Below are 18,529 nucleotides of genomic sequence, written 5' to 3'. Positions count from 1 at the left end.
AACATGGCTCACAAGAAAGGTCTCGGCTCCTCTCGTAATGGCCGCGACTCTAACGCACAACGTCTTGGCACCAAGATTTATGGTGGCCAGGCAATCAAGACCGGTCAGATTATCGTTCGTCAGCGTGGTACCCACATTACCCCTGGTGCTAACGTAGGCCGTGGCAAGGATGACACCCTGTTTGCTCTTGTTGATGGCACGGTAGAGTTCAAAAAGGGCATCAAGCACACTGTTTCTGTTATTCCTGCACAGGCATAACAAAGAACATTGGTAATGAGTGCGAGACCTCCGGCTTAGTCGGGGGTCTCGTTTTGTATGTAGTTGTGTCGTTGGTGGCACGATTGCTGCTGAGGTAACATAACCTTAGTTGTTGGAACGTTACACTAAGAGCAAGATTGATTTTCTTTGAGTCGCCAAAAGGAGGCTCTATGTCTATGTTTACAGATATGTCTCGCATCAATGTCATTGGTGGCAATGGTGGTGCTGGCTGCATGTCTTTTCGTCGAGAAGCTCATGTGCCAAAGGGCGGACCTGATGGTGGAGATGGTGGTCGTGGTGGAGATGTCATTGTTATGGCAGATCCCCAGCTTTCTTCGTTGATTGATTATCGGTACAAGCATCACTTTAAGGCCGAGCGCGGCACGCATGGCAAAGGCGCTCGCAAGCATGGTAGTGATGGTAAAGACCTCATTTTAAAGGTGCCTCTTGGCACTGTTGTGCGTGAACTTGACCCGCAGACTATGCAGCCTTTGTATGAGATTGCAGATCTTACTCATCCTGGAGAACAGGTTATTGTTGGCCCTGGTGGCGTTGGAGGCAAAGGCAACATTCACTTTGTGACCTCCACGCGTCGTGCTCCTGCATTTGCCGAGAAAGGCGAGCCTGCTATTGAGCATTGGATTGAGTTGGAAATGAAGCTCATGGCAGACGTTGCCTTAGTGGGTATGCCCTCTGTTGGCAAAAGTTCATTGATCGCACGAATCAGTGCAGCAAAGCCCAAGGTAGCAGACTATCCCTTTACCACACTCATTCCTAACCTCGGTATGGTCCGTGCTCACGATGAATCTTCGTTTGTTGTAGCAGACATTCCTGGTTTGATTGAAGGCGCAAGCAAAGGCAAAGGTTTGGGTCATGAGTTTTTGCGCCATATCGAGCGCACAGCGCTTCTTGTTCATCTGGTGGATATGACTGGTGGTTTTGAAGGTCGTGATCCAGTTGAGGATTATCGCATTATTAACAATGAGCTTTGTGCGTATGCGTCTGATTTAGCAAAACGTCCCATGATTGTTGTGGCAAACAAAATTGATATGCCTCATACAGACGATGCAGTCCAGCGCCTGCGTGAGGCAGCCACAAAAGACGGTCATCCTTTCTTTGCAATCTCTACCATAACGGGAGAGGGCTTGGATGAACTGGTTGGCCATTGTGCTACAGAGGTTGCACAGCTTCGTAAGCAGTTGCAGGTAGATATGTCTACGCCTTCTCATGACAATCTGTGGGAGGCACGCCGTCAGCGTCGTGACAAAGCATTTACCATCGAGAACCTAGGTGGGGGTGTATTCCAGGTTAAGGGCGCTGCCATTGAGCGCATGGTTGTTCAGACTGACTGGGACAATGACGAGGCAATTGTATACTTACAGCATCGTTTTGATCGCATTGGTTTGGATGATCAGCTTGCAAAGGCTGGCTGCAAGAACGGTGATGAGGTTCGCATTTTAGGGTATTCATTTGAGTACAACGGTTTTGGTGATGCTGATGACTTCGCCGAGCTTCTCGATGAAGATGATGAGTTGCTCTGTAATGAGGATGATATGACATCCGAAGAGGCCATACATCCTAGGTCCTTGGCGTCGTCAAACATACAAACAGTAGACGAGGAGTAGAAGGTGGACGCACAAGTATTTGAAGACCTTGATCTTCCGGTGCTTGGAGCTGATAGTGCAAAAACGTATCGTTTAGGCATTATGGGTGGAACCTTTGACCCCATTCATAATGGGCATCTTGTGGCTGCCGAACAGGCACTTGGAGACCTTAATCTTGATGTTGTGGTCTTTATGCCTGCAGGCAGCCCTGCTTTTAAACAAGACGCGCATGTCACGTCTGCAACGGATCGTTATGCTATGACGTTGCTTGCTACGGCAGATAACCCACATTTTGTAACGAGTCGTTTTGAGATAGAACGTGAAGGCATTACCTATACCGCGGACACACTCAGTATGTTACGAGAGGTGTATCCATCCAACGTTGAACTGTACTTTATTACAGGCGCCGATGCTATTATCGACATTGTAAAGTGGCATGACGCTTCTAAGATTGCCCGTTTGGCACGTTTGGTTGCAGCTACACGACCTGGGTATGATTTGGATAATGCTACAGATGTTATTTTTAATTCCACTATTGATTTTGATGTGACGTACCTTGAGGTTCCAGCGTTAGCTATCTCTTCAAGTTATTTGCGTAACCGTATTATTGGTGGCCAGTCATTGGCATATCTAACGCCAGACTCGGTTATTGGTTACATTGCTAAGCGAGGATTGTATGGACAGCAAAACCGTTCATAACACTAATCACATGCCTGATAAAGAGCCTCACTATAGCTCAGAGCAGCTTGCAGCGATTCGCCGTTATGAAGCTGATGTATGTGCTCATATGGAGCATAATCCTCATAGACTTGCACATAGTATGTCTGTTGCAAAGACGGCTCAGCACCTAGCCCTTGTGTATGATATTGATCCGTTTAAAGCGCGTGTGGCTGGTATCTTACATGATTGGGAGAAAGTTGCTCCCGTGGCCGCGCAACTTGAAAAGGCGCGCGATCTCAATTTGGATTTTGGCGTAGATTTGCGCTTGGTTGGTGCGTTAGTGCATGGACCTATTGCTCAGCATACCCTTGCAGTGCGGTATCCGGAGTTAAGTGCAGATATCTTGCAAGCCATAGCGCGTCATACCATTGCAGATGAGCAGATGTCTGATTTAGATAAAGTGGTTTTTGTTGCAGATGCCATAGAGCCGCTTCGAGCACCTGCGCAAACATTGGAGCACTTGCGTGCACAGGTGGGTATATGGGAGCTTGATACCCTGTTTTGGGAAACCTTTGTAGAAGGTATTTTATATGTACTCAGTACACATCGCTACCTGTATCCTAGAACAGCTGATATTTACAACACACTTGTTATGCAACGTGCCACTACAAAGGAGCATGCATGAGCGTTACCCCATTAGAGCTTGCAAAAGTTGCAGCAGCTGCTGCTAACGAGAAAAAAATAGAAGATTTGGTTCTTATTGACGTTTCTGAGGTTTCAGACATTTGTGACTATTTTCTTATTGGCACTGCAGCCAATGCCCGTTTAGCAGATTCTGTTATTGATGAGATTGAAGAAAAGGTTGGCATCAATTGTGCCGAGAAACCCATTTCTATTGAAGGTCGCGAAGATAAAACCTGGATTTTAATGGATTATGGTGTTGTTTTAGTTAACATATTTTTACCTGAACAACGTGATTTTTATCGTTTGGATAAGTTGTGGGGAGACGCCCCTGTTGTAGCGTTGTCGCTTGATTAGGATGTAACAAAGATTTGTGTTTAGGAAAGACTACCCTTACCACCTGACTGTTTGGTATCAGTGGTGTAATCACTAAAGCGCAGGTCATGCCCATAAGCTAGTGCTTGTGAACCAAAACGTTTACGTAATTGATCATAGGTTTCGGCAAGTTTTTGCTTGTCGAGACTATCCTTTTGTTTAACGGATGTGTCGGTTACAGAAGCATCAAAAAGTGAAAGCTGCGTGGCTGCTGCTCCAGAAAGCTCACTGACGCCTATACCAAGAAGGCGAATGGGCATGCCTTCCTTCCACACCTTATGTAGGAGCTCTTTGGCAGTGCGTGCTAAAACAGATTGGCTATTGGTATGGGAGAAAAGTTGAGTTTGAACCGTCTTTTGCTGAGCAAAGTCAAACTTCACTTTAAGTGTGATGGTATGACCCGCGTAGTGCTTTGCACGCAGGCGTTCTGCAGTAAGCTCGGCAACGTGGTCGATAGCTGCATAAATCTCTGTAGGGGAGCTGAGGTCGTGCGCAAAAGTGCGCTCGGATGAGATAGATTTTGGTTCATCTTTTTGTAAAAACGGCGCAACGGTACTGGTTTCTTGACCAGCGGCACGTAGCAGCATGGTAGAGCCAAAGCTGCCAAACTCTCGCATGATAGTTGCAGTATCAGCTTGTGCAAGTTGACCTAAGGTAAAGATTCCTAAGTGATGAAGCTTTTCTTCCGCTGTTTTGCCAATACCGCTCATGGCTTTTACAGGTAATGGGGCTAAAAAGGCTATGCTATCCTGCGGATATACTACGTATAGACCACAGGGCTTTTTGCGTTCGGAAGCAATTTTTGCAATGGTTTTGTTGGTACCCAAGCCAATGGAGCAGGTAATGCCCAATTGAGAAACGCGTTGTTGGATACGCTCACAAATAGTTTTGGGAGATTCTTTTGAATAGCGTCCTGGCGTGATGTCAAAAAACGCTTCATCAATGGAAACTTGTTCTATTAAGGGAGTTTCATCAAAGATGCAAGCCATGACCTTTTGGCTCATCTCGCGATACCTATCAAAATGTCCAGGAGTCCAAATGGCATGAGGGCATAAGCGACGTGCCTGTGCGGATGGCATGGCAGAGTGCACGCCAAATGTGCGCGCTTCATAGGATGCGGTGGAAACTACTCCGCGTTTATCGGCAGCACCACCCACAATGACGGGCTTACCACGCCATTGGGGATGATCAAGCTGTTCGACTGAGGCAAAAAACGCATCAAGATCAAGCAGTCCAATAGCTGGACCGTGCCAGGAATCATTTTTAGACGTAGAAGGTATGTTATGTGCATTGACCATAGCTCTAGTGTAAAGAGCTAGATGCTTACCGTAAAGGTTGTTCCGCAGGCATGGGTGCTATCTGCCCAGATGCGACCATTGTGTTCATGCACAATGTTGGCTGCTATGGCCAGACCAAGACCATAACCGCTTGTCTTTTTGGTGGTGCGAGCTTTATCGGTACGATAAAAACGGTCAAATACGCGAGGAATATCCTCGGGCGCAATATAGCTACCTTTATTGTTAATGCGCAGGTAAGAATGGCCAGAATGCGAGGAAAGTGTAACGGTTACAACGGTGTTGGCGCTTGCATATTTGCAAGCGTTGTCCACAATAACTCCTACCATGCGCTCAAGGCTTTCTTCGTCACCATGCAGATGGATTCCGTTGGTGATATTGGTTACGATTTCAATACCGCGCTCAAAAGCAAGGGCTTCAAATTGTAAGACGGTTTTTTCGACGATATAAGAATAATCAACATCTTGGTGGGGGTGTGCGGTGGTACCCTCTGCTTCCGCGGCATCCATACGTGCTAAATCGAGAAGTGCCTGCACGAGCGTTTGCATGCGATGTGCCTCATTAGAGATGCTGGTAATCCACCGCTTGTCTTCAGAAGAAATGCTGCTCTGGGGAGTGGTGAGGATTTGTGTATTAGCAAGAATAACCGCTAGGGGAGTTTTGAGTTCATGTGAAGCATCTGCAATAAATTGGCGCTGGCTGAGCCACGCGTTTTCTACTGGTTTGACAGCCCAGTTAGCTATAACACGTGCCAGCATGATGAGCACTAACATGACGCCAATAAAGAGCGATACGTTTACGAGCAAATGGCGCTGCAGCACTACATCTACGGTAGACGTGTCAGCCACGGCAATGCGCAGGTTTTTATCGGAAAGCAGTTTGACTTTCCAACTAAGATGAGAGGAGGGTATCTTACCTTTGGTAGTGCCTTTCTCGGCATATTCAGACACGATAGATTTTAAAATGCTGGAATCAACTTGAGAGAAATTAGTTTTCTCTTGTATCATTTCTCCGTCTGTAGTGTAAACAGCGCGAGCCACCAACATGTGTGATGCAATACGTTGATCGGAAGTATCAGTATCTGATTTACCAATGACCAGCTGAACACTGGATGCGTCGCTCACTCCATAGTCAAGGGTGAGGTTAAGAGAGCTATTCATGAGCATGTAGGTGTTATAAAAGGAGCTGCCAAGCACCACGAGCAAGATAACACCCAGCAGGGCGCTCGTCAGTACAATGTAGCTCCTTTTAAGTCTTTTTAACATGATGTAAAGAGTATCCTACAAACTTTATATCCTATAGACGTTAGGCTCCAACAATTTGCTCAAGACGATAGCCCAGCATACGCAAGGTAGTGATGTGGACAGTGGACTTAAGATGCGTAATCTTCTTACGTAAGAAGGAAATATACGCCTCCACAGAGTTCTCGGAAGCATCACCATCAATATTCCAAACACGGGTGAGAAGATCCTGCTTAGAAATGATTCTGCCTTTAGAGTTCATAAGCATGGCCATAACTTCGTACTCCTTTTGAGAAAGGTGTACGGTTTTATCGCCACAGCGCAGGTCATGGGTGGAAAGATCAAGCAAAAGGTCACCAAAAGAGAGCTCATCAATTACCACGTCACCTTGGCGGCGGGTGAGAGCCCGGACACGCGCCACAAGTTCTATGCCCTCAAATGGCTTGGTCATATAGTCATCAGCGCCAGCGTTAAGACCTTCTACCTTATCGGCAATTTGAGTGCGTGCCGTAAGCATCAAAACAGGAAGCGAATTGCCTTTCTCACGCATCTTAGAAACAAGTGTCATGCCATCCATCTCGGGAAGCATGATGTCTAATACAAGAGCGTCAAACCTTCCGCTGTTTGCTTCTGCTAGACCAGTTTTACCATCGTAAGCTGCTTCTGCTTTAAAGCCGTTATCCTCCAATATTTTGCAAATTGCATCGGACATATTTTTCTCGTCTTCGCATACCAAGATGTTCATCTGGAACTCCTTTTGCTATGGCTACATCATAGTGATGTGTGGATGTTTATAACGTACCTATATAAATATACCTTTTCAGGTTTCTAAAAAAATGCAGTTCATAAGAATTTCTTTCATATTTTTTACGAAGTTTGCATGTCGCTTTTCAGATGCGCGCAGATGTCATATCATTATCTATTGCTTTGTAGCTTTGCGGCAAACCAATTCTTATTACACGTGCCGCATTCGTTTAAAGAGGAGTTTTACTTTGGCAGTCAAGATTCGTTTGGCCCGTCATGGTGCCAAGAAGCGTCCCTTCTACCGCGTTGTTGTTGCAGATGGCCGTATGCCTCGCGATGGTCGTTACATCGAGCTGGTTGGTCGCTACAACCCCCTCACCACTCCCAAGACCATCGAGATTGATCTTGAGAAGGTAGATGCTTGGGTAGCTAAGGGTGCTCAGCCCACCAATGCCGTTGCTCACCTCATTGATATTGCTCGCGGTGCTGCTCCAGAGCCTTCCAAGAAGGACAAGAAGTCCAAGAAGCAGATTGCAAAGGACGCCGCTGCTGCTGAGGAAGCTGCTGCTGCCGCTGCAGAGTCTGCAGAGTAAGTATGTCTTTTGATGCGGAAGAGGAGTACGTCTCTCAGGCTACTGAGGGAAGCACCTCTGAGGGTTTGCCATCAGATCAGGTGGCAGACCTTGTTGAGTATGTTGTCTGCGGTTTAGTAGACGACGTCAATTCCGTGTCGCTTGATGTTACCGATAGCGACGATGGAACGCTCATCGAGGTATCGTGCTCTGAAGAAGACACAGGCAAAGTAATTGGTAGGCGCGGGCGGACTATTAAAGCAATTCGTACCCTTGCGCGTGCATTAGGCCAACGCGTTGGCACGTCAGTTGAGGTAGAAGTTCTAGGTTAGGTATCTAACATTGTTTGAAGAGCTTAAACCCATAGCTCGCGTGGTAAAGACACATGGCAAAAAGGGGGAGGTCGTATGTGTTCCTACAGACGGCCTTCCCCTTCTTTTGCATTCTGGAATGCATATTTGTGTGCTGCCACCTGAGTTACAAGGTGATCGATGGTATACAGTGCAGTCTGCTTGTGATAGCAGTTCTGGCCAACTGGTCCAACTTAAAGAAGTTATGCATATGTCCCACGCAGAAGAACTGGTGGGCAAGATCCTTATGGCTCATGTAAGGGATTTGCCCAAAGATATAGACTTTCAAGATCCCAATGTTCTTATCGGCAAGGAAGTCTATGACGAGCAGGCGGGTTATTTGGGTATTTTAGAAGAAATTATGCGTGGCCCTTCTCAGGATACGTGGGTTATTCATGGACCTTTTGATGAGGTATTGCTTCCTGCGGTTGCAGAATTTGTTTTAGGCTTTGATGAGCAAGGCGCTCTTCATGTGACTGTCCCCAATGGACTTATCGAGTACTAAAGGAGCTGGTAATGAAGCATTCTTACGAAGCTCTTAGCGTATTTCCTGAGGTATTTGATTCTTATTTTGGCGCATCAATTTTAGGCAAAGCTCAGGCGCGGGGTATTTTTTCTTTTACGGCTCATAACTTACGTGACTGGACGCATGACCGTCATAAAACAGTAGATGATGCGCCTTTTGGTGGTGGCGCTGGCATGCTTATGAAGCCTGCTCCCATCTTTGAGGCGCTTGATGATATAGTTGCTGCATCTGCCGAGAAACCCTACGTAGTATTTTTTACTCCTACGGGTACGCCGTTTACCCAGCAGGTAGCTGAGCGTTTGAGCAAAAAGCCCCATATTGTCTTTATGTGTGGTCGTTACGAGGGTATTGATCAGCGTGCGTATTCTTTGGCAGATGAAGAGCTTTCACTAGGAGACTACGTACTTACTGGTGGAGAACTTGCTTGTATGGTTGTAGTAGATGCTCTGGTACGCCTTTTGCCTGGAGCGCTTGGGGATGAGATGAGTTCACAAGACGAATCTTTTTCTGACGGATTGCTTGAATATGAGCAGTACACCAGACCCTCAAGCTATCGTGGCATGGACGTTCCTGATGTACTTCTTTCGGGTGATCATGGCAAGATTGCATCATGGAGACGTGCAAATGCTCTGGAACGTACTGTTTTACGCCGTCCTGACTTGCTTGCACACGCTACTCTATCTAAAGAGGAGCGTCTGTTTGTACAGCGGCTATTGGATGCTCAGATAAAGGAGAAGGATGAGTCTCGACACTATCGATAAGCCCCATGAGCCTATCGACAAGAAAACAAAAAAGATTGAGACGCCAAAAAAGAATGTGCCATGGTTTGTGCAGACATTGGGCGTTGTGATTGCTGCCTTAGTATTGTCTATGTTTATTCGCACGTTTGTGGCGGAAGTGTATCTTGTCCCTTCAGGCTCTATGCTGCAAACCATCCAATTGGGTGATCGGTTGGTGGGCGAGAAAATCACCTATCGTTTTGCGGAGCCAAAGGCCGGGGACATTGTTACGTTTAAAAGTCCTGAGGATAATACAACTATTCTCGTAAAGCGAGTTATTGCTACTGGTGGTCAAACAGTTGCATTGCAAGAGGGTAAGGTTGTGGTTGATGGCAAGGCGTTGGATGAACCGTATACTGCTGGTAAGCTTTCATATCCTCTAGATCAAGTCGCTGTAGAAGGTGGTTTGTCCTATCCTTACACTGTTCCAAAAGGATATGTATGGGTTATGGGAGATAATCGTACGAATTCATTGGATTCTCGTTATTTTGGTCCTGTTCCCGTAGCTAACATTACGTCTCGTTGCCTGTTTATTTATTGGCCCTTTGAAGACGCAAGTATGTTGTAATTGCATGAGGAAAGGTATGTGGCATATGAGTAATACGCCTCTTACATTCCAAGATATGATCTTGGCGCTTGAGCATTATTGGGCAAAACAAGGGTGTACGGTCATGCAGCCCTACGATAGTGAGGTTGGTGCTGGTACATTCCATACTGCAACGCTCTTGCGCTCGCTTGGCCCTGCTGCTTGGCGTACTTGCTACCCACAGCCTTGTCGTCGTCCTGCTGATGGTAGGTATGGCGAGAACCCCAATCGTTTGCAGCATTATTATCAATTTCAGGTAATTCTTAAGCCTTCTCCCTCTGATTCTCAAGAGCTGTATCTGGATTCACTGAAGGCTATTGGTCTTGACCCTGCAGAGCATGACGTACGCTTTGTAGAAGATGACTGGGAAAGTCCTACACTTGGTGCTTGGGGTCTAGGCTGGGAAGTCTGGATGGATGGTATGGAGGTTACTCAGTTTACCTACTTCCAACAAGTAGGCGGTATTGAGGTTAATCCCATTCCTGTTGAGATTACGTATGGCCTCGAGCGCATTGCCATGTATGCACAGGGTGTTAATTCGGTATATGACATAGTTTGGAGTTATTTGCCTGATGGAACGCCCATGACTTATGGCGAAGTATTTCTCGAGAATGAGCGTGAGTTTTCTACCTATAATTTTGAAGTGGCAGATGTAGCTTTAATGCGTCGTAAGTTTGACGAGTATGAGGCAGAGTGCCATGCCTGTCTTGATCGTAACCTTCCTCTTCCTGCCTATGATTGTGTTATGAAATGCAGCCATGCATTTAATTTACTTGATTCTCGTGGTGCCATTTCTGCTACTGAACGCGCTAATTACATTTTACGTGTTCGCACCGTGGCTAAACTCTGCTGTGAGTGTTATTTAGCAGAAGTTGCCAGTGTATCTGATACTTCCAAGCAGGCAGGGGAGGTAGCCTAATGGCTCAGACGCAGAACTTTTTGCTTGAAATTGGCACTGAAGAAATGCCATCAGCGCCTTTGATTAACGCACGTACTCAACTAAGCAAACTTATGACTCAAGGTCTGAGTGAAGCTGGTCTTTCCTATGGCTCTGTTCGTGTTATTACCAGTCCTCGTCGTCTGGCCATTGTAGTCCAGGATCTTTCGACGGCAACTGAGGAAATCCATGAGGTAAAACGTGGCCCTGCAACGGCTGTTGCCTTTGATGAGCAGGGCAATTACACCAAGGCTGCCATGGGGTTTGCTCGCAAATTTGGTATTGACGCTACTCAGTTGCTGTGTAGGGTAGATGCCGATGGTCGTGAGTATGTGTTTGCAGAGAATAACATTGCCTCGCGCGCCGCCTTGCCCATTTTGACGCAGCTTTGCCACGATCTTATCGGCGCTATTGAGTGGCCTAACTATCGTAGTCAGCGTTGGGGTTGTGTGCGTGAATCATTTGTGCGCCCCATTCGTTGGATTTGTGCCTTGCTGGGGTCTGAAGTTGTGCCAGTAACGTATGGTGATGTCACGTCTTCAAACACTACGCGTGGTCATCGCGTGCTTTCTGAGGGCATCTATACAGTTGCTTCTCCTGATGTATACGAGAAGGTCCTCAAAGACGCATACGTTCTTTCTGCAGAAGCACGCACTCAGGTGATTCGTGAACAGATTGCTCAGGTAGAAGCAGCGCGCCCAGGCAGTCATGTTGATACTCCTCAGCGCATTTTTGATGAGGTAGTTAATTTGTGTGAGTGGCCTAGCGTTATGGTTGGTACGTTTGATGAGGCATTCTTGGCTGTTCCTAACGAGATTATTTGCGAATCTATGCTTTCCAACCAGCGCTATTTCCCCATCTATGACGCTGACGGTAAGCTTACTCGTGAGTTTGTTATTGTTTCCAATGGTAATCCTGCTTGTGAAGCAACTATTGTAAATGGCAATGAGCGTGTGGTTCGTGCTCGCTTGGATGATGCTAAATTTTTCTATGAGGAAGATTGTAAGGTTCCTCTGGATGACTTTGTTCAGCGTCTGGATTGCGTGGTATTCCAAGAAAAACTTGGCACCGTGCTCCAAAAGGTTCACCGTATAGAACGTATTGCTCGCGCTGCGGCTTTGGCCATCAATCTGGATGATGCTCAAATCGCTCATGTTGTTCGTGCTGCTCATTTGGCAAAGGCAGACTTAGTGAGCCAAGCAGTCATTGAATTTACGAGCCAACAAGGTGTTATGGGTGGTTATTATGCGGCAGCAGCAGGGGAAAACCCTGAGGTAGCGGTGGCAGTCTCACAGCATTATCGTCCTCGTTTTGCCGGTGATGTTCTGCCTGAAAACACGTATGGCAAGCTTGTTGCCTTGGCAGATAAGCTGGACACGGTAACTGCTTTGTTTGCTATTGGTGAACCTCCAACTGGATCTTCTGATCCTTTTGCGGTGCGTCGCGCCGCTATTGGCATCATTGCACTTTTGCGCGAGCTTCCTGTTATGAGTTTACGCGCGCTTATCAATTGCGCACTTGATAGTCTTGCGGCGCAAGGCATCTCTTTTGATAAAGATAGCGTTGCTGCACAAATAGCCACTTTCTTTATGGGTCGCTTGGCAACAATTGCCAAGGATGAAGGCGCCAAGACCGATACCATTGAGGCAGTCTCTGCTGTTCAGATTATCGATCCACAAGAGTTTCTCAATCGTGTTGCTGCGCTCGATCAAGCGCGTGCAACTGAGCCAGAGCTTTTCCAGGCCTTGGCTGGCGCTTTTGCTCGCGCTTCTCATTTGGCAGATGCTTCTTTGGGCAGCCAGGTTGATGTATCCATCCTTACAGAACCCGAGCAGCAGCTCCTTGATTCCATTATTGCTGGCGAGAAAAACGTTGGAGAAGCGATGGAATCTGGAGACTTTGCTGCAGCATTACGCGCGCTTGCCCAGCTTAAGGAGTCCATCGACCGATTCTTTGATGAAGTCATGGTTATGGACAAGGATGATACAGTTAGAACTAATCGCTTGAGGCTGCTCAATCGTTTTTGCAGCGTCTTCGCAGATGTAGCTAATATTGGAGCATTGGTTCGCAAGAACTAGGTGCTTGTTGAAAGGAATACGTGACGTGAAGGCAAACTTTGATCTTGTGGACGACACAGTCTGTGAAGACGTGCCCGTCGTACATATTTTGTCTGACTCTTTGGGTGACACAGCAAGTGAAGTTGTTAATGCTGCTGCCTGTCAATTTCCTGATGAATCCATTCGTATTGAGCGCTTGGCAAAGGTCTCTAACATCGAACAGGTGCGCGGGTATCTGGATAGCTTGAGTGACCCTGATAAGCAAACGGCTGTATTCCATACCATTGTTGATGCTCGTTTGCGTGCTGATGTTCGTCGTGAACTTGATCACCGTGGCATCCCTTCAATTGATTTGATGGGTCCTGCCATTACCGTGATGTCGAGCCTAACGGGTGAAGAACCCAAGAATATTCCTGGTGTTATTCACAACACGGATGATCGTTACTTCCGTCGTGTTGAGGCTATGGAGTTCTTTGTTGAGCATGATGACGGTCGTAATCCTCAAGATTTGGACAAAGCGGATGTTATTTTGGTTGGTGTTTCTCGTACCTCTAAAACGCCTTTGTCCATGTATCTTGCTTTCCTTGGTTTCAAGGTGGCAAATGTACCTCTTGCCTTGGGTGTGGAGCCTCCCGCAGAGCTTTTGAGTGTAAACCCCTCCAATATTTTTGGTCTGGTATCTTCTACAGACGTTTTAGCGGCAATTCGTCAACGTCGTTTGTCTGATGATGCTGCCTTTGCCATTGCTGGCTCCTATGCAGATCCACAGGAAATTGATGTGGAACAGGACGATGCTCGTAAGTTTATGAAGCGCCTTGGCTGCATCATTATTAACACTGAAGGCAAAGCTGTGGAGGAAACTGCGTCCGAAATTATTGAGCATATAGAGTCAATTCGTAAGACGCGTGCTGCTTTGGCAGAGTAAGTCAGAGTCTTATACACAAAAGCTCAACTTTGTATACATGGTATATACAGGAGATGTTCACAGCATCTCCTGTTTTTATAACTCAGTACCAATATTGAGTTCCTTTTTATCCGTCCACGGAAAATATGAGCCTATGAGCGGTTTTCGCTGTCCCAAATTTGTTGCCATTGGTAACAATTGGACTAGGACTTATCGTGTAAAGCGTGAGTTGGTTGCATACGCTGTGTGCATGGACCCAAGGAGTGTAAATGGCTGATACAAAGCATGTTTACCGCTTCGGTAAGGACGCAACAGGTGTTGACGTCACTGAAGCAGCAGGAAAAACAGTCGATGAAGCCAAGTACATTGTCGGCGGTAAAGGTGCAAACCTTGCCGAGATGGCTCGCATTGGTCTTCCGGTTCCTCCAGGATTTTCCATTACTTGTCAGACTTGTGTAGCGTATTCAAGCGCTGGTAACACGTGGACTGACCAGGCTGTTCTGGACGAGATTGCTGCAGCTCGAGAAGATCTTGAGCAGCGTATGGGCAAGAAACTCGGCGATCCACATAATCCCTTGCTTGTTTCCGTTCGTTCTGGCGCACCATTCTCAATGCCTGGCATGATGGACACAGTGCTTAACCTTGGTCTTAACGATGTTTCTGTTAACGGTCTTATTGCTCAGACAGAAAATCCTCGTTTTGGTTGGGATTCATATCGTCGCTTTATTCAGATGTTCTCTAACGTTGTTATGGGCGTAGATGCTGATTTATTTGAGAATGCTCTTACCTCTCGTAAATTGGCCAAGGGCGTTAAGAGTGACACCGATTTAACTGCTGATGATCTTAAGGATTTGGCAGCTCAGTTTAAAGAGATTTTCTCTAAACATGTAGACGCCAAAGAGCATCCTGAGGTAGTGGATGGCTCTGGTAAGGTATCGTTCCCACAAGACCCTCATCTGCAGCTTAAGCTTGCTATTGAGGCAGTATTTGGTAGCTGGATGAATGGTCGCGCCATTCTGTATCGCAAGCAAAACAAAATATCTGATGATCTTGGTACTGCTGTAAACGTACAGGTTATGGTTTTTGGCAACAAAGGCGAGACTTCTGCCACGGGTGTTGCCTTTACTCGTAACCCTGCGGATGGTACCAACGAGCGTTACGGTGATTTCTTGGTTAATGCCCAAGGTGAGGATGTTGTTGCAGGTATTCGTAACACAGAACCCATTGGTGACCTTATAAAGATGCCTGCTTTTAAGGAGTCTGGTGAGGAGCTTTTCCATATCTTTGAGGTATTGGAAGACCATTATCGTGACATGATGGATATTGAGTTTACTATCGAGCAAGGTAAACTCTGGATGCTTCAGACCCGTGTTGGTAAGCGTACTGCTTTGTCTGCTCTTAAAGTTGCCATTGACATGCAGCGTGAAGGACGTATCTCTAAAGAAGAAGCCGTTCTTCGTGTTAATCCTGCTCAGCTTGATCAATTGCTACATCCACAACTTGATCCAAGCGCAAAGGTTGATGTTTTAGCAACCGGTCTTAATGCAAGTCCTGGCGCCGCTGTTGGTGAAGTTGTTTTCTCGTCTGATGACGCTGTTAAGTTTGCCGAGCAAAATCGTCCATGCATTTTGGTTCGTTGGGAAACCAATCCAGATGACCTTAAGGGCATGGTTGCTGCGGAAGGTATTCTTACCAGTCATGGTGGCAAAACAAGCCATGCTGCCGTTATTGCTCGTGGTATGGGTTCTCCTTGCGTGTGTGGTGTAGAGGCGCTCAAGATTGATGCCACTCGTAAGGAAGCACGCGTCTCGGGTACCAATGTTGTTTTGCATGAAGGCGATGTTATTTCTATTGATGGCACCACTGGTCGCGTGGTTCTGGGCTCGGTTGCGCTGGTTCGCCCTGATCTTACTGGTGATCTTGAGGTTATTCTCGAGTGGGCAGATGAGGTTCGCCTAGATGCTTCTCGTGGACGCAACATGGGCGTTCGTGCTAATGCAGATAATCCTGAGGACGCCCAGCTTTCTCGCGATTTTGGTGCAGAAGGTATTGGTCTGTGCCGTACCGAGCATATGTTCTTGGGTGAGCGCAAGCAGATTATTCAGTCGTTCATTTTGGCTGAGTCTGATGGCGTTAAAGAGCATGCTCTTGGTCAGCTTCTTGATGCCCAAAAGGGTGACTTCTTAGGCATGTTTGAAGCTATGAATGGCCGTACGGTTATTGTTCGCTTGCTTGATCCACCTCTGCATGAGTTCTTGGATAATCCTCGCAGCATTGATGTGGAAATTGCTCACATGGAGGAGCAAGGCGCCCCCAAATCTCAAATTGCCGAGAAGCGCGATTTGCTGCGTCGTATTGATTCTATGGCTGAGGCTAATCCCATGCTTGGCCTGCGTGGTTGCCGCTTGGGTATTGTTTATCCTGAGCTTATTGACATGCAGATTCGTGCCATTGCATCTGCTACTGCAGAACTCAAGAGTCGTGGGCTTGACCCCAAGCCTGAGGTAATGGTGCCCTTGATATCTACTGCTGAGGAGCTCATTCAGCTTCGTTCTCAGATTGAGAAGGACATTGAGGAAGTAAGTGCTCGCTATGGTATTGAGCTCGACATTCCCATTGGTACCATGATTGAGCTTCCACGCGCTGCTCTTGAGGCAGACGAGGTTGGTAAATATGCTGATTTCTTCAGCTTTGGTACGAATGACCTTACGCAGACTACCTTTGGTTTTTCTCGCGATGATGTTGAGAGTGCCTTTATTCCAACCTATCTTCGTCGCAAGATTTTGTCCTCCAATCCTTTTGAGACACTTGACTCTGGCGTAAACAAGCTTGTCAAGATTGCTCTGGAAGGTGGCCGCGCTGCTAATCCGCGCATAGTTTGTGGTGTTTGCGGTGAGACTGGTGGCGATCCTGAGTCCATTCATACCTACTATGAGGATGGCTTGGACTATGTAAGCTGCTCGCCTTATCGTGTGCCCATTGCACGTCTGACGGCTGCTCAGGCTAAGATTTTGGCAAATGGTGGCGCCATCAAACTTGATGCATAAGCATCTTTAAGAGTCCTGTAAGGGGAGGGGTTGCAAAACTCCTCCCTTCTTGCTGCATACAGGAAGTGTTCTGTTACACTGCTAGCAGAAAGGAGAAAGTATGTCTCATCAAACTCAGCTGGCGTATAGAGAAGTGCTCGAACAACGCGAGCATGACATCTTGTCTCCGTATGCAGCCTTTTCTGATGAAACTGTCGGTCGTCTGCATGAAGAGGAAGCAGATGTATATCGTACTAACTTCCAGTGTGACCGCGACCGTATTTTGCATTGCAAAAGCTTTCGGCGTTTGGCACACAAAACACAGGTTTTTCTAGCGCCTGAGGGAGATCATTATCGTACGCGCCTTACGCATTCACTTGAGGTTACGCAGATTGCACGTGATATTGCTCGTCCTTTGCGTCTTAATGAAGACCTCACGGAAGCTATTGGCTTAGGTCATGATCTTGGTCACACACCGTTTGGTCATACGGGGGAGCGTACGCTTTCTAAGGCTTTAGCAGAGATTCATCAGCAGTCTATAGACCAAGTGGGCATGACTCAGGAGTCTCTTATTTTTAAGCATAATGAGCAAAGTGCTCGTATCGTTGATTTTCTCGAGAAAAACGGCAAAGGTCTTAACCTGACGCGTGAAGTTGTAGATGGCATTGTTTGTCATACGGGCAAGCAAAAGGCAATGACATTAGAGGGGCAGATTGTTGCATTGGCAGATCGTATTGCCTATGTTTCTCATGATATTGATGACGCTACGCGAGCTGGTCTTTTGACTGAGGACGACTTGCCGTATGGACCACGCCAGGTATTGGGGCATTCTTCATCGCAACGTATTGCCACCATGGTGGAAGATGTGATCGCTACCAGCCAAAACAGTGACACCATTCGTATGTCTCCCAAGGTGTTTGAGGCTATGATGGACCTGCGTTCTTTCTTGAATGACAATATCTATACAAAAAGTGATGCGAAAGTGGAAGAACCTAAGGCAAATCAGCTTATTTATGTACTGTTTTTCTACTTTGTGCAGCATATGGAGGCAATTCCTGCAGAATATCGCATTCATGACCAAGATAAACCAGAGATACAAGTAGCCGATTTTATCGCTGGTATGACAGATCGCTATGCCATTAGGACATTCCAAAATCTTATGGTGCCTCGTGCATGGCGAATGGGAGGTTCCTTGTGAGTTTTGGAAAAGCACTTCGTATTGTGGTGTCATTGCTCATTGTGGCAATTGGTGCAGCGGCGGTTTATATTGCTTATACAGGCACACCGCTTCCGTTTATTCAAGGCTCTGCAAATACGACGGATATTCTTGCTCAGCAAAATGCTCCTCAAGAAAAGAGTCTTGATGATTATAGCTGGAGTGAACTTTCTCAGATTTCCAAGGAAATTGCTGCTGCTCCAACTGATGATGCAGCGCGCTCAATTGCGCAAAAGTATAAGCTTGTGGATGAGCATGGCGCTTTAAGCAATGAAGAGGTTCGCATTGAGCTGCGCGATGGTAGCGTTGCATCTGCCCAACTTGTGGGCATTCGTCATGACGATAAGTCCGATGGCTCGGGCAAAGCAGGCTTAACTTTTGTAACTAAACAAGCACTTGGTCAGCAGAGCATGAACAGCAATGGCGATAATGCCGGTGGTTGGGAAGCATCACAGATGCGCAGCTGGCTTGCTTCTACTGAACTGCCTCAGCTTCCTCATGAGCTTCAATCTGTACTTGTGCCTGTTAAAAAAGCAACTAACAATGCAGGTAATGCCCGTGATGCGTCTGCAGTAAGTACAACTGATGACAAGCTGTGGCTTTTATCGGCAACCGAAGTATGCGGCAAAATTGATTGGTTTGCTCATGAGTATGGCAAGCAGTTTGCCTATCTTGATGATGTGGTCAATGCAGAAGGCATGCAGTATGAGCGGTATGT

At 46.8% G+C, this 18,529-nt stretch carries 19 protein-coding genes; 16 read left to right on the top strand and 3 right to left on the bottom strand.

The genetic code is table 11. The annotated features are described in order from the left end of the window. The first annotated feature begins 3 nt into the window (after positions 1 to 3). The 5 genes from rpmA (at position 4) to rsfS (ending at position 3,560) form a co-directional block, all read left to right on the top strand. Complete coding sequence (gene rpmA, locus SPD80_RS00925) at positions 4 to 258, top strand: 50S ribosomal protein L27 (protein ID WP_002563742.1); 255 nt, start codon at positions 4 to 6, stop codon at positions 256 to 258. Between the two features lie 170 nt (positions 259 to 428). Continuing rightward, positions 429 to 1,883: a GTPase ObgE gene (obgE, locus tag SPD80_RS00920; protein WP_320828044.1), complete on the top strand. Its 1,455-nt coding sequence runs from the start codon at positions 429 to 431 to the stop codon at positions 1,881 to 1,883. Positions 1,884 to 1,886: 3 nt separating this feature from the next. Further along, the gene (nadD, locus tag SPD80_RS00915; protein ID WP_320605608.1) at positions 1,887 to 2,561 is read left to right on the top strand and encodes a nicotinate-nucleotide adenylyltransferase; all 675 of its coding nucleotides are present in this window, start codon (positions 1,887 to 1,889) and stop codon (positions 2,559 to 2,561) included. Next, positions 2,539 to 3,207 carry a bis(5'-nucleosyl)-tetraphosphatase (symmetrical) YqeK gene (yqeK, locus tag SPD80_RS00910; RefSeq protein ID WP_320828043.1) on the top strand — a complete coding sequence of 223 codons (669 nt, stop codon included), beginning with the start codon at positions 2,539 to 2,541 and terminating at the stop codon, positions 3,205 to 3,207. Before nadD ends, yqeK begins: the two co-directional genes overlap by 23 nt. Further along, positions 3,204 to 3,560, top strand: coding sequence for a ribosome silencing factor (rsfS, locus tag SPD80_RS00905; RefSeq protein WP_320828041.1), 357 nt, complete (start codon positions 3,204 to 3,206; stop codon positions 3,558 to 3,560). Before yqeK ends, rsfS begins: the two co-directional genes overlap by 4 nt. Before the next feature lie 20 nt (positions 3,561 to 3,580). Here the strand turns inward: rsfS and dinB are convergent, their stop codons facing one another. The 3 genes from dinB to SPD80_RS00890 are packed head-to-tail and all read right to left on the bottom strand — an operon-like array spanning position 3,581 to position 6,859. Beyond that, positions 3,581 to 4,876, bottom strand: a complete 1,296-nt coding sequence (gene dinB, locus SPD80_RS00900; RefSeq protein WP_320828040.1) for a DNA polymerase IV — start codon at positions 4,874 to 4,876, stop codon at positions 3,581 to 3,583. Between the two features lie 17 nt (positions 4,877 to 4,893). Further along, positions 4,894 to 6,138 carry a HAMP domain-containing sensor histidine kinase gene (locus tag SPD80_RS00895; protein WP_320828038.1) on the bottom strand — a complete coding sequence of 415 codons (1,245 nt, stop codon included), beginning with the start codon at positions 6,136 to 6,138 and terminating at the stop codon, positions 4,894 to 4,896. A gap of 40 nt (positions 6,139 to 6,178) precedes the next feature. Further along, the gene (locus SPD80_RS00890; RefSeq protein ID WP_320828036.1) at positions 6,179 to 6,859 is read right to left on the bottom strand and encodes a response regulator transcription factor; all 681 of its coding nucleotides are present in this window, start codon (positions 6,857 to 6,859) and stop codon (positions 6,179 to 6,181) included. 247 nt (positions 6,860 to 7,106) lie between these two features. On the opposite strand from SPD80_RS00890, the gene rpsP reads away from it, so the two are divergent. The 11 genes from rpsP to SPD80_RS00835 form a co-directional block, all read left to right on the top strand. Beyond that, positions 7,107 to 7,451, top strand: a complete 345-nt coding sequence (gene rpsP, locus SPD80_RS00885; protein ID WP_320606265.1) for a 30S ribosomal protein S16 — start codon at positions 7,107 to 7,109, stop codon at positions 7,449 to 7,451. A 2-nt stretch (positions 7,452 to 7,453) separates the two neighbouring features. Beyond that, entirely contained in the window at positions 7,454 to 7,762 is a 309-nt protein-coding gene (locus tag SPD80_RS00880; RefSeq protein WP_320828034.1) for a KH domain-containing protein, read from the top strand. 10 nt (positions 7,763 to 7,772) lie between these two features. Then, positions 7,773 to 8,285 (top strand): 16S rRNA processing protein RimM, encoded by a 513-nt coding sequence (locus tag SPD80_RS00875; protein WP_320828033.1) that lies wholly within the window; start codon positions 7,773 to 7,775, stop codon positions 8,283 to 8,285. A gap of 11 nt (positions 8,286 to 8,296) precedes the next feature. Beyond that, positions 8,297 to 9,067 (top strand): tRNA (guanosine(37)-N1)-methyltransferase TrmD, encoded by a 771-nt coding sequence (gene trmD / locus SPD80_RS00870; protein ID WP_320605254.1) that lies wholly within the window; start codon positions 8,297 to 8,299, stop codon positions 9,065 to 9,067. Continuing rightward, a complete protein-coding gene (gene lepB / locus SPD80_RS00865) occupies positions 9,045 to 9,653 on the top strand; it encodes a signal peptidase I (RefSeq protein WP_320605256.1) in 609 nt (202 codons plus the stop codon). The genes trmD and lepB overlap by 23 nt, the downstream gene beginning before the upstream one ends. 25 nt (positions 9,654 to 9,678) lie before the next feature. After that, positions 9,679 to 10,590 carry a glycine--tRNA ligase subunit alpha gene (locus tag SPD80_RS00860; protein WP_320605258.1) on the top strand — a complete coding sequence of 304 codons (912 nt, stop codon included), beginning with the start codon at positions 9,679 to 9,681 and terminating at the stop codon, positions 10,588 to 10,590. Next, positions 10,590 to 12,686 carry a glycine--tRNA ligase subunit beta gene (gene glyS, locus SPD80_RS00855; RefSeq protein WP_320828031.1) on the top strand — a complete coding sequence of 699 codons (2,097 nt, stop codon included), beginning with the start codon at positions 10,590 to 10,592 and terminating at the stop codon, positions 12,684 to 12,686. The genes SPD80_RS00860 and glyS overlap by 1 nt, the downstream gene beginning before the upstream one ends. A 25-nt stretch (positions 12,687 to 12,711) precedes the next feature. After that, positions 12,712 to 13,590, top strand: coding sequence for a pyruvate, water dikinase regulatory protein (locus tag SPD80_RS00850; protein ID WP_320605262.1), 879 nt, complete (start codon positions 12,712 to 12,714; stop codon positions 13,588 to 13,590). A gap of 248 nt (positions 13,591 to 13,838) precedes the next feature. Next, entirely contained in the window at positions 13,839 to 16,616 is a 2,778-nt protein-coding gene (ppdK, locus tag SPD80_RS00845; protein ID WP_320828029.1) for a pyruvate, phosphate dikinase, read from the top strand. A gap of 100 nt (positions 16,617 to 16,716) precedes the next feature. Continuing rightward, positions 16,717 to 17,793, top strand: a complete 1,077-nt coding sequence (locus SPD80_RS00840; RefSeq protein ID WP_320828027.1) for a deoxyguanosinetriphosphate triphosphohydrolase — start codon at positions 16,717 to 16,719, stop codon at positions 17,791 to 17,793. Further along, positions 17,790 to 18,529, top strand: a 740-nt coding sequence (locus tag SPD80_RS00835) for a DUF6273 domain-containing protein (RefSeq protein WP_320828025.1), incomplete at its 3' end; no start/stop codon positions are given. The genes SPD80_RS00840 and SPD80_RS00835, both read left to right, overlap by 4 nt.

The sequence above is a fragment of the Atopobium sp. genome (assembly GCF_034113385.1).
GTDB lineage: Bacteria > Actinomycetota > Coriobacteriia > Coriobacteriales > Atopobiaceae > Atopobium.
This window is presented reverse-complemented; position numbering and strand designations above follow the sequence as displayed.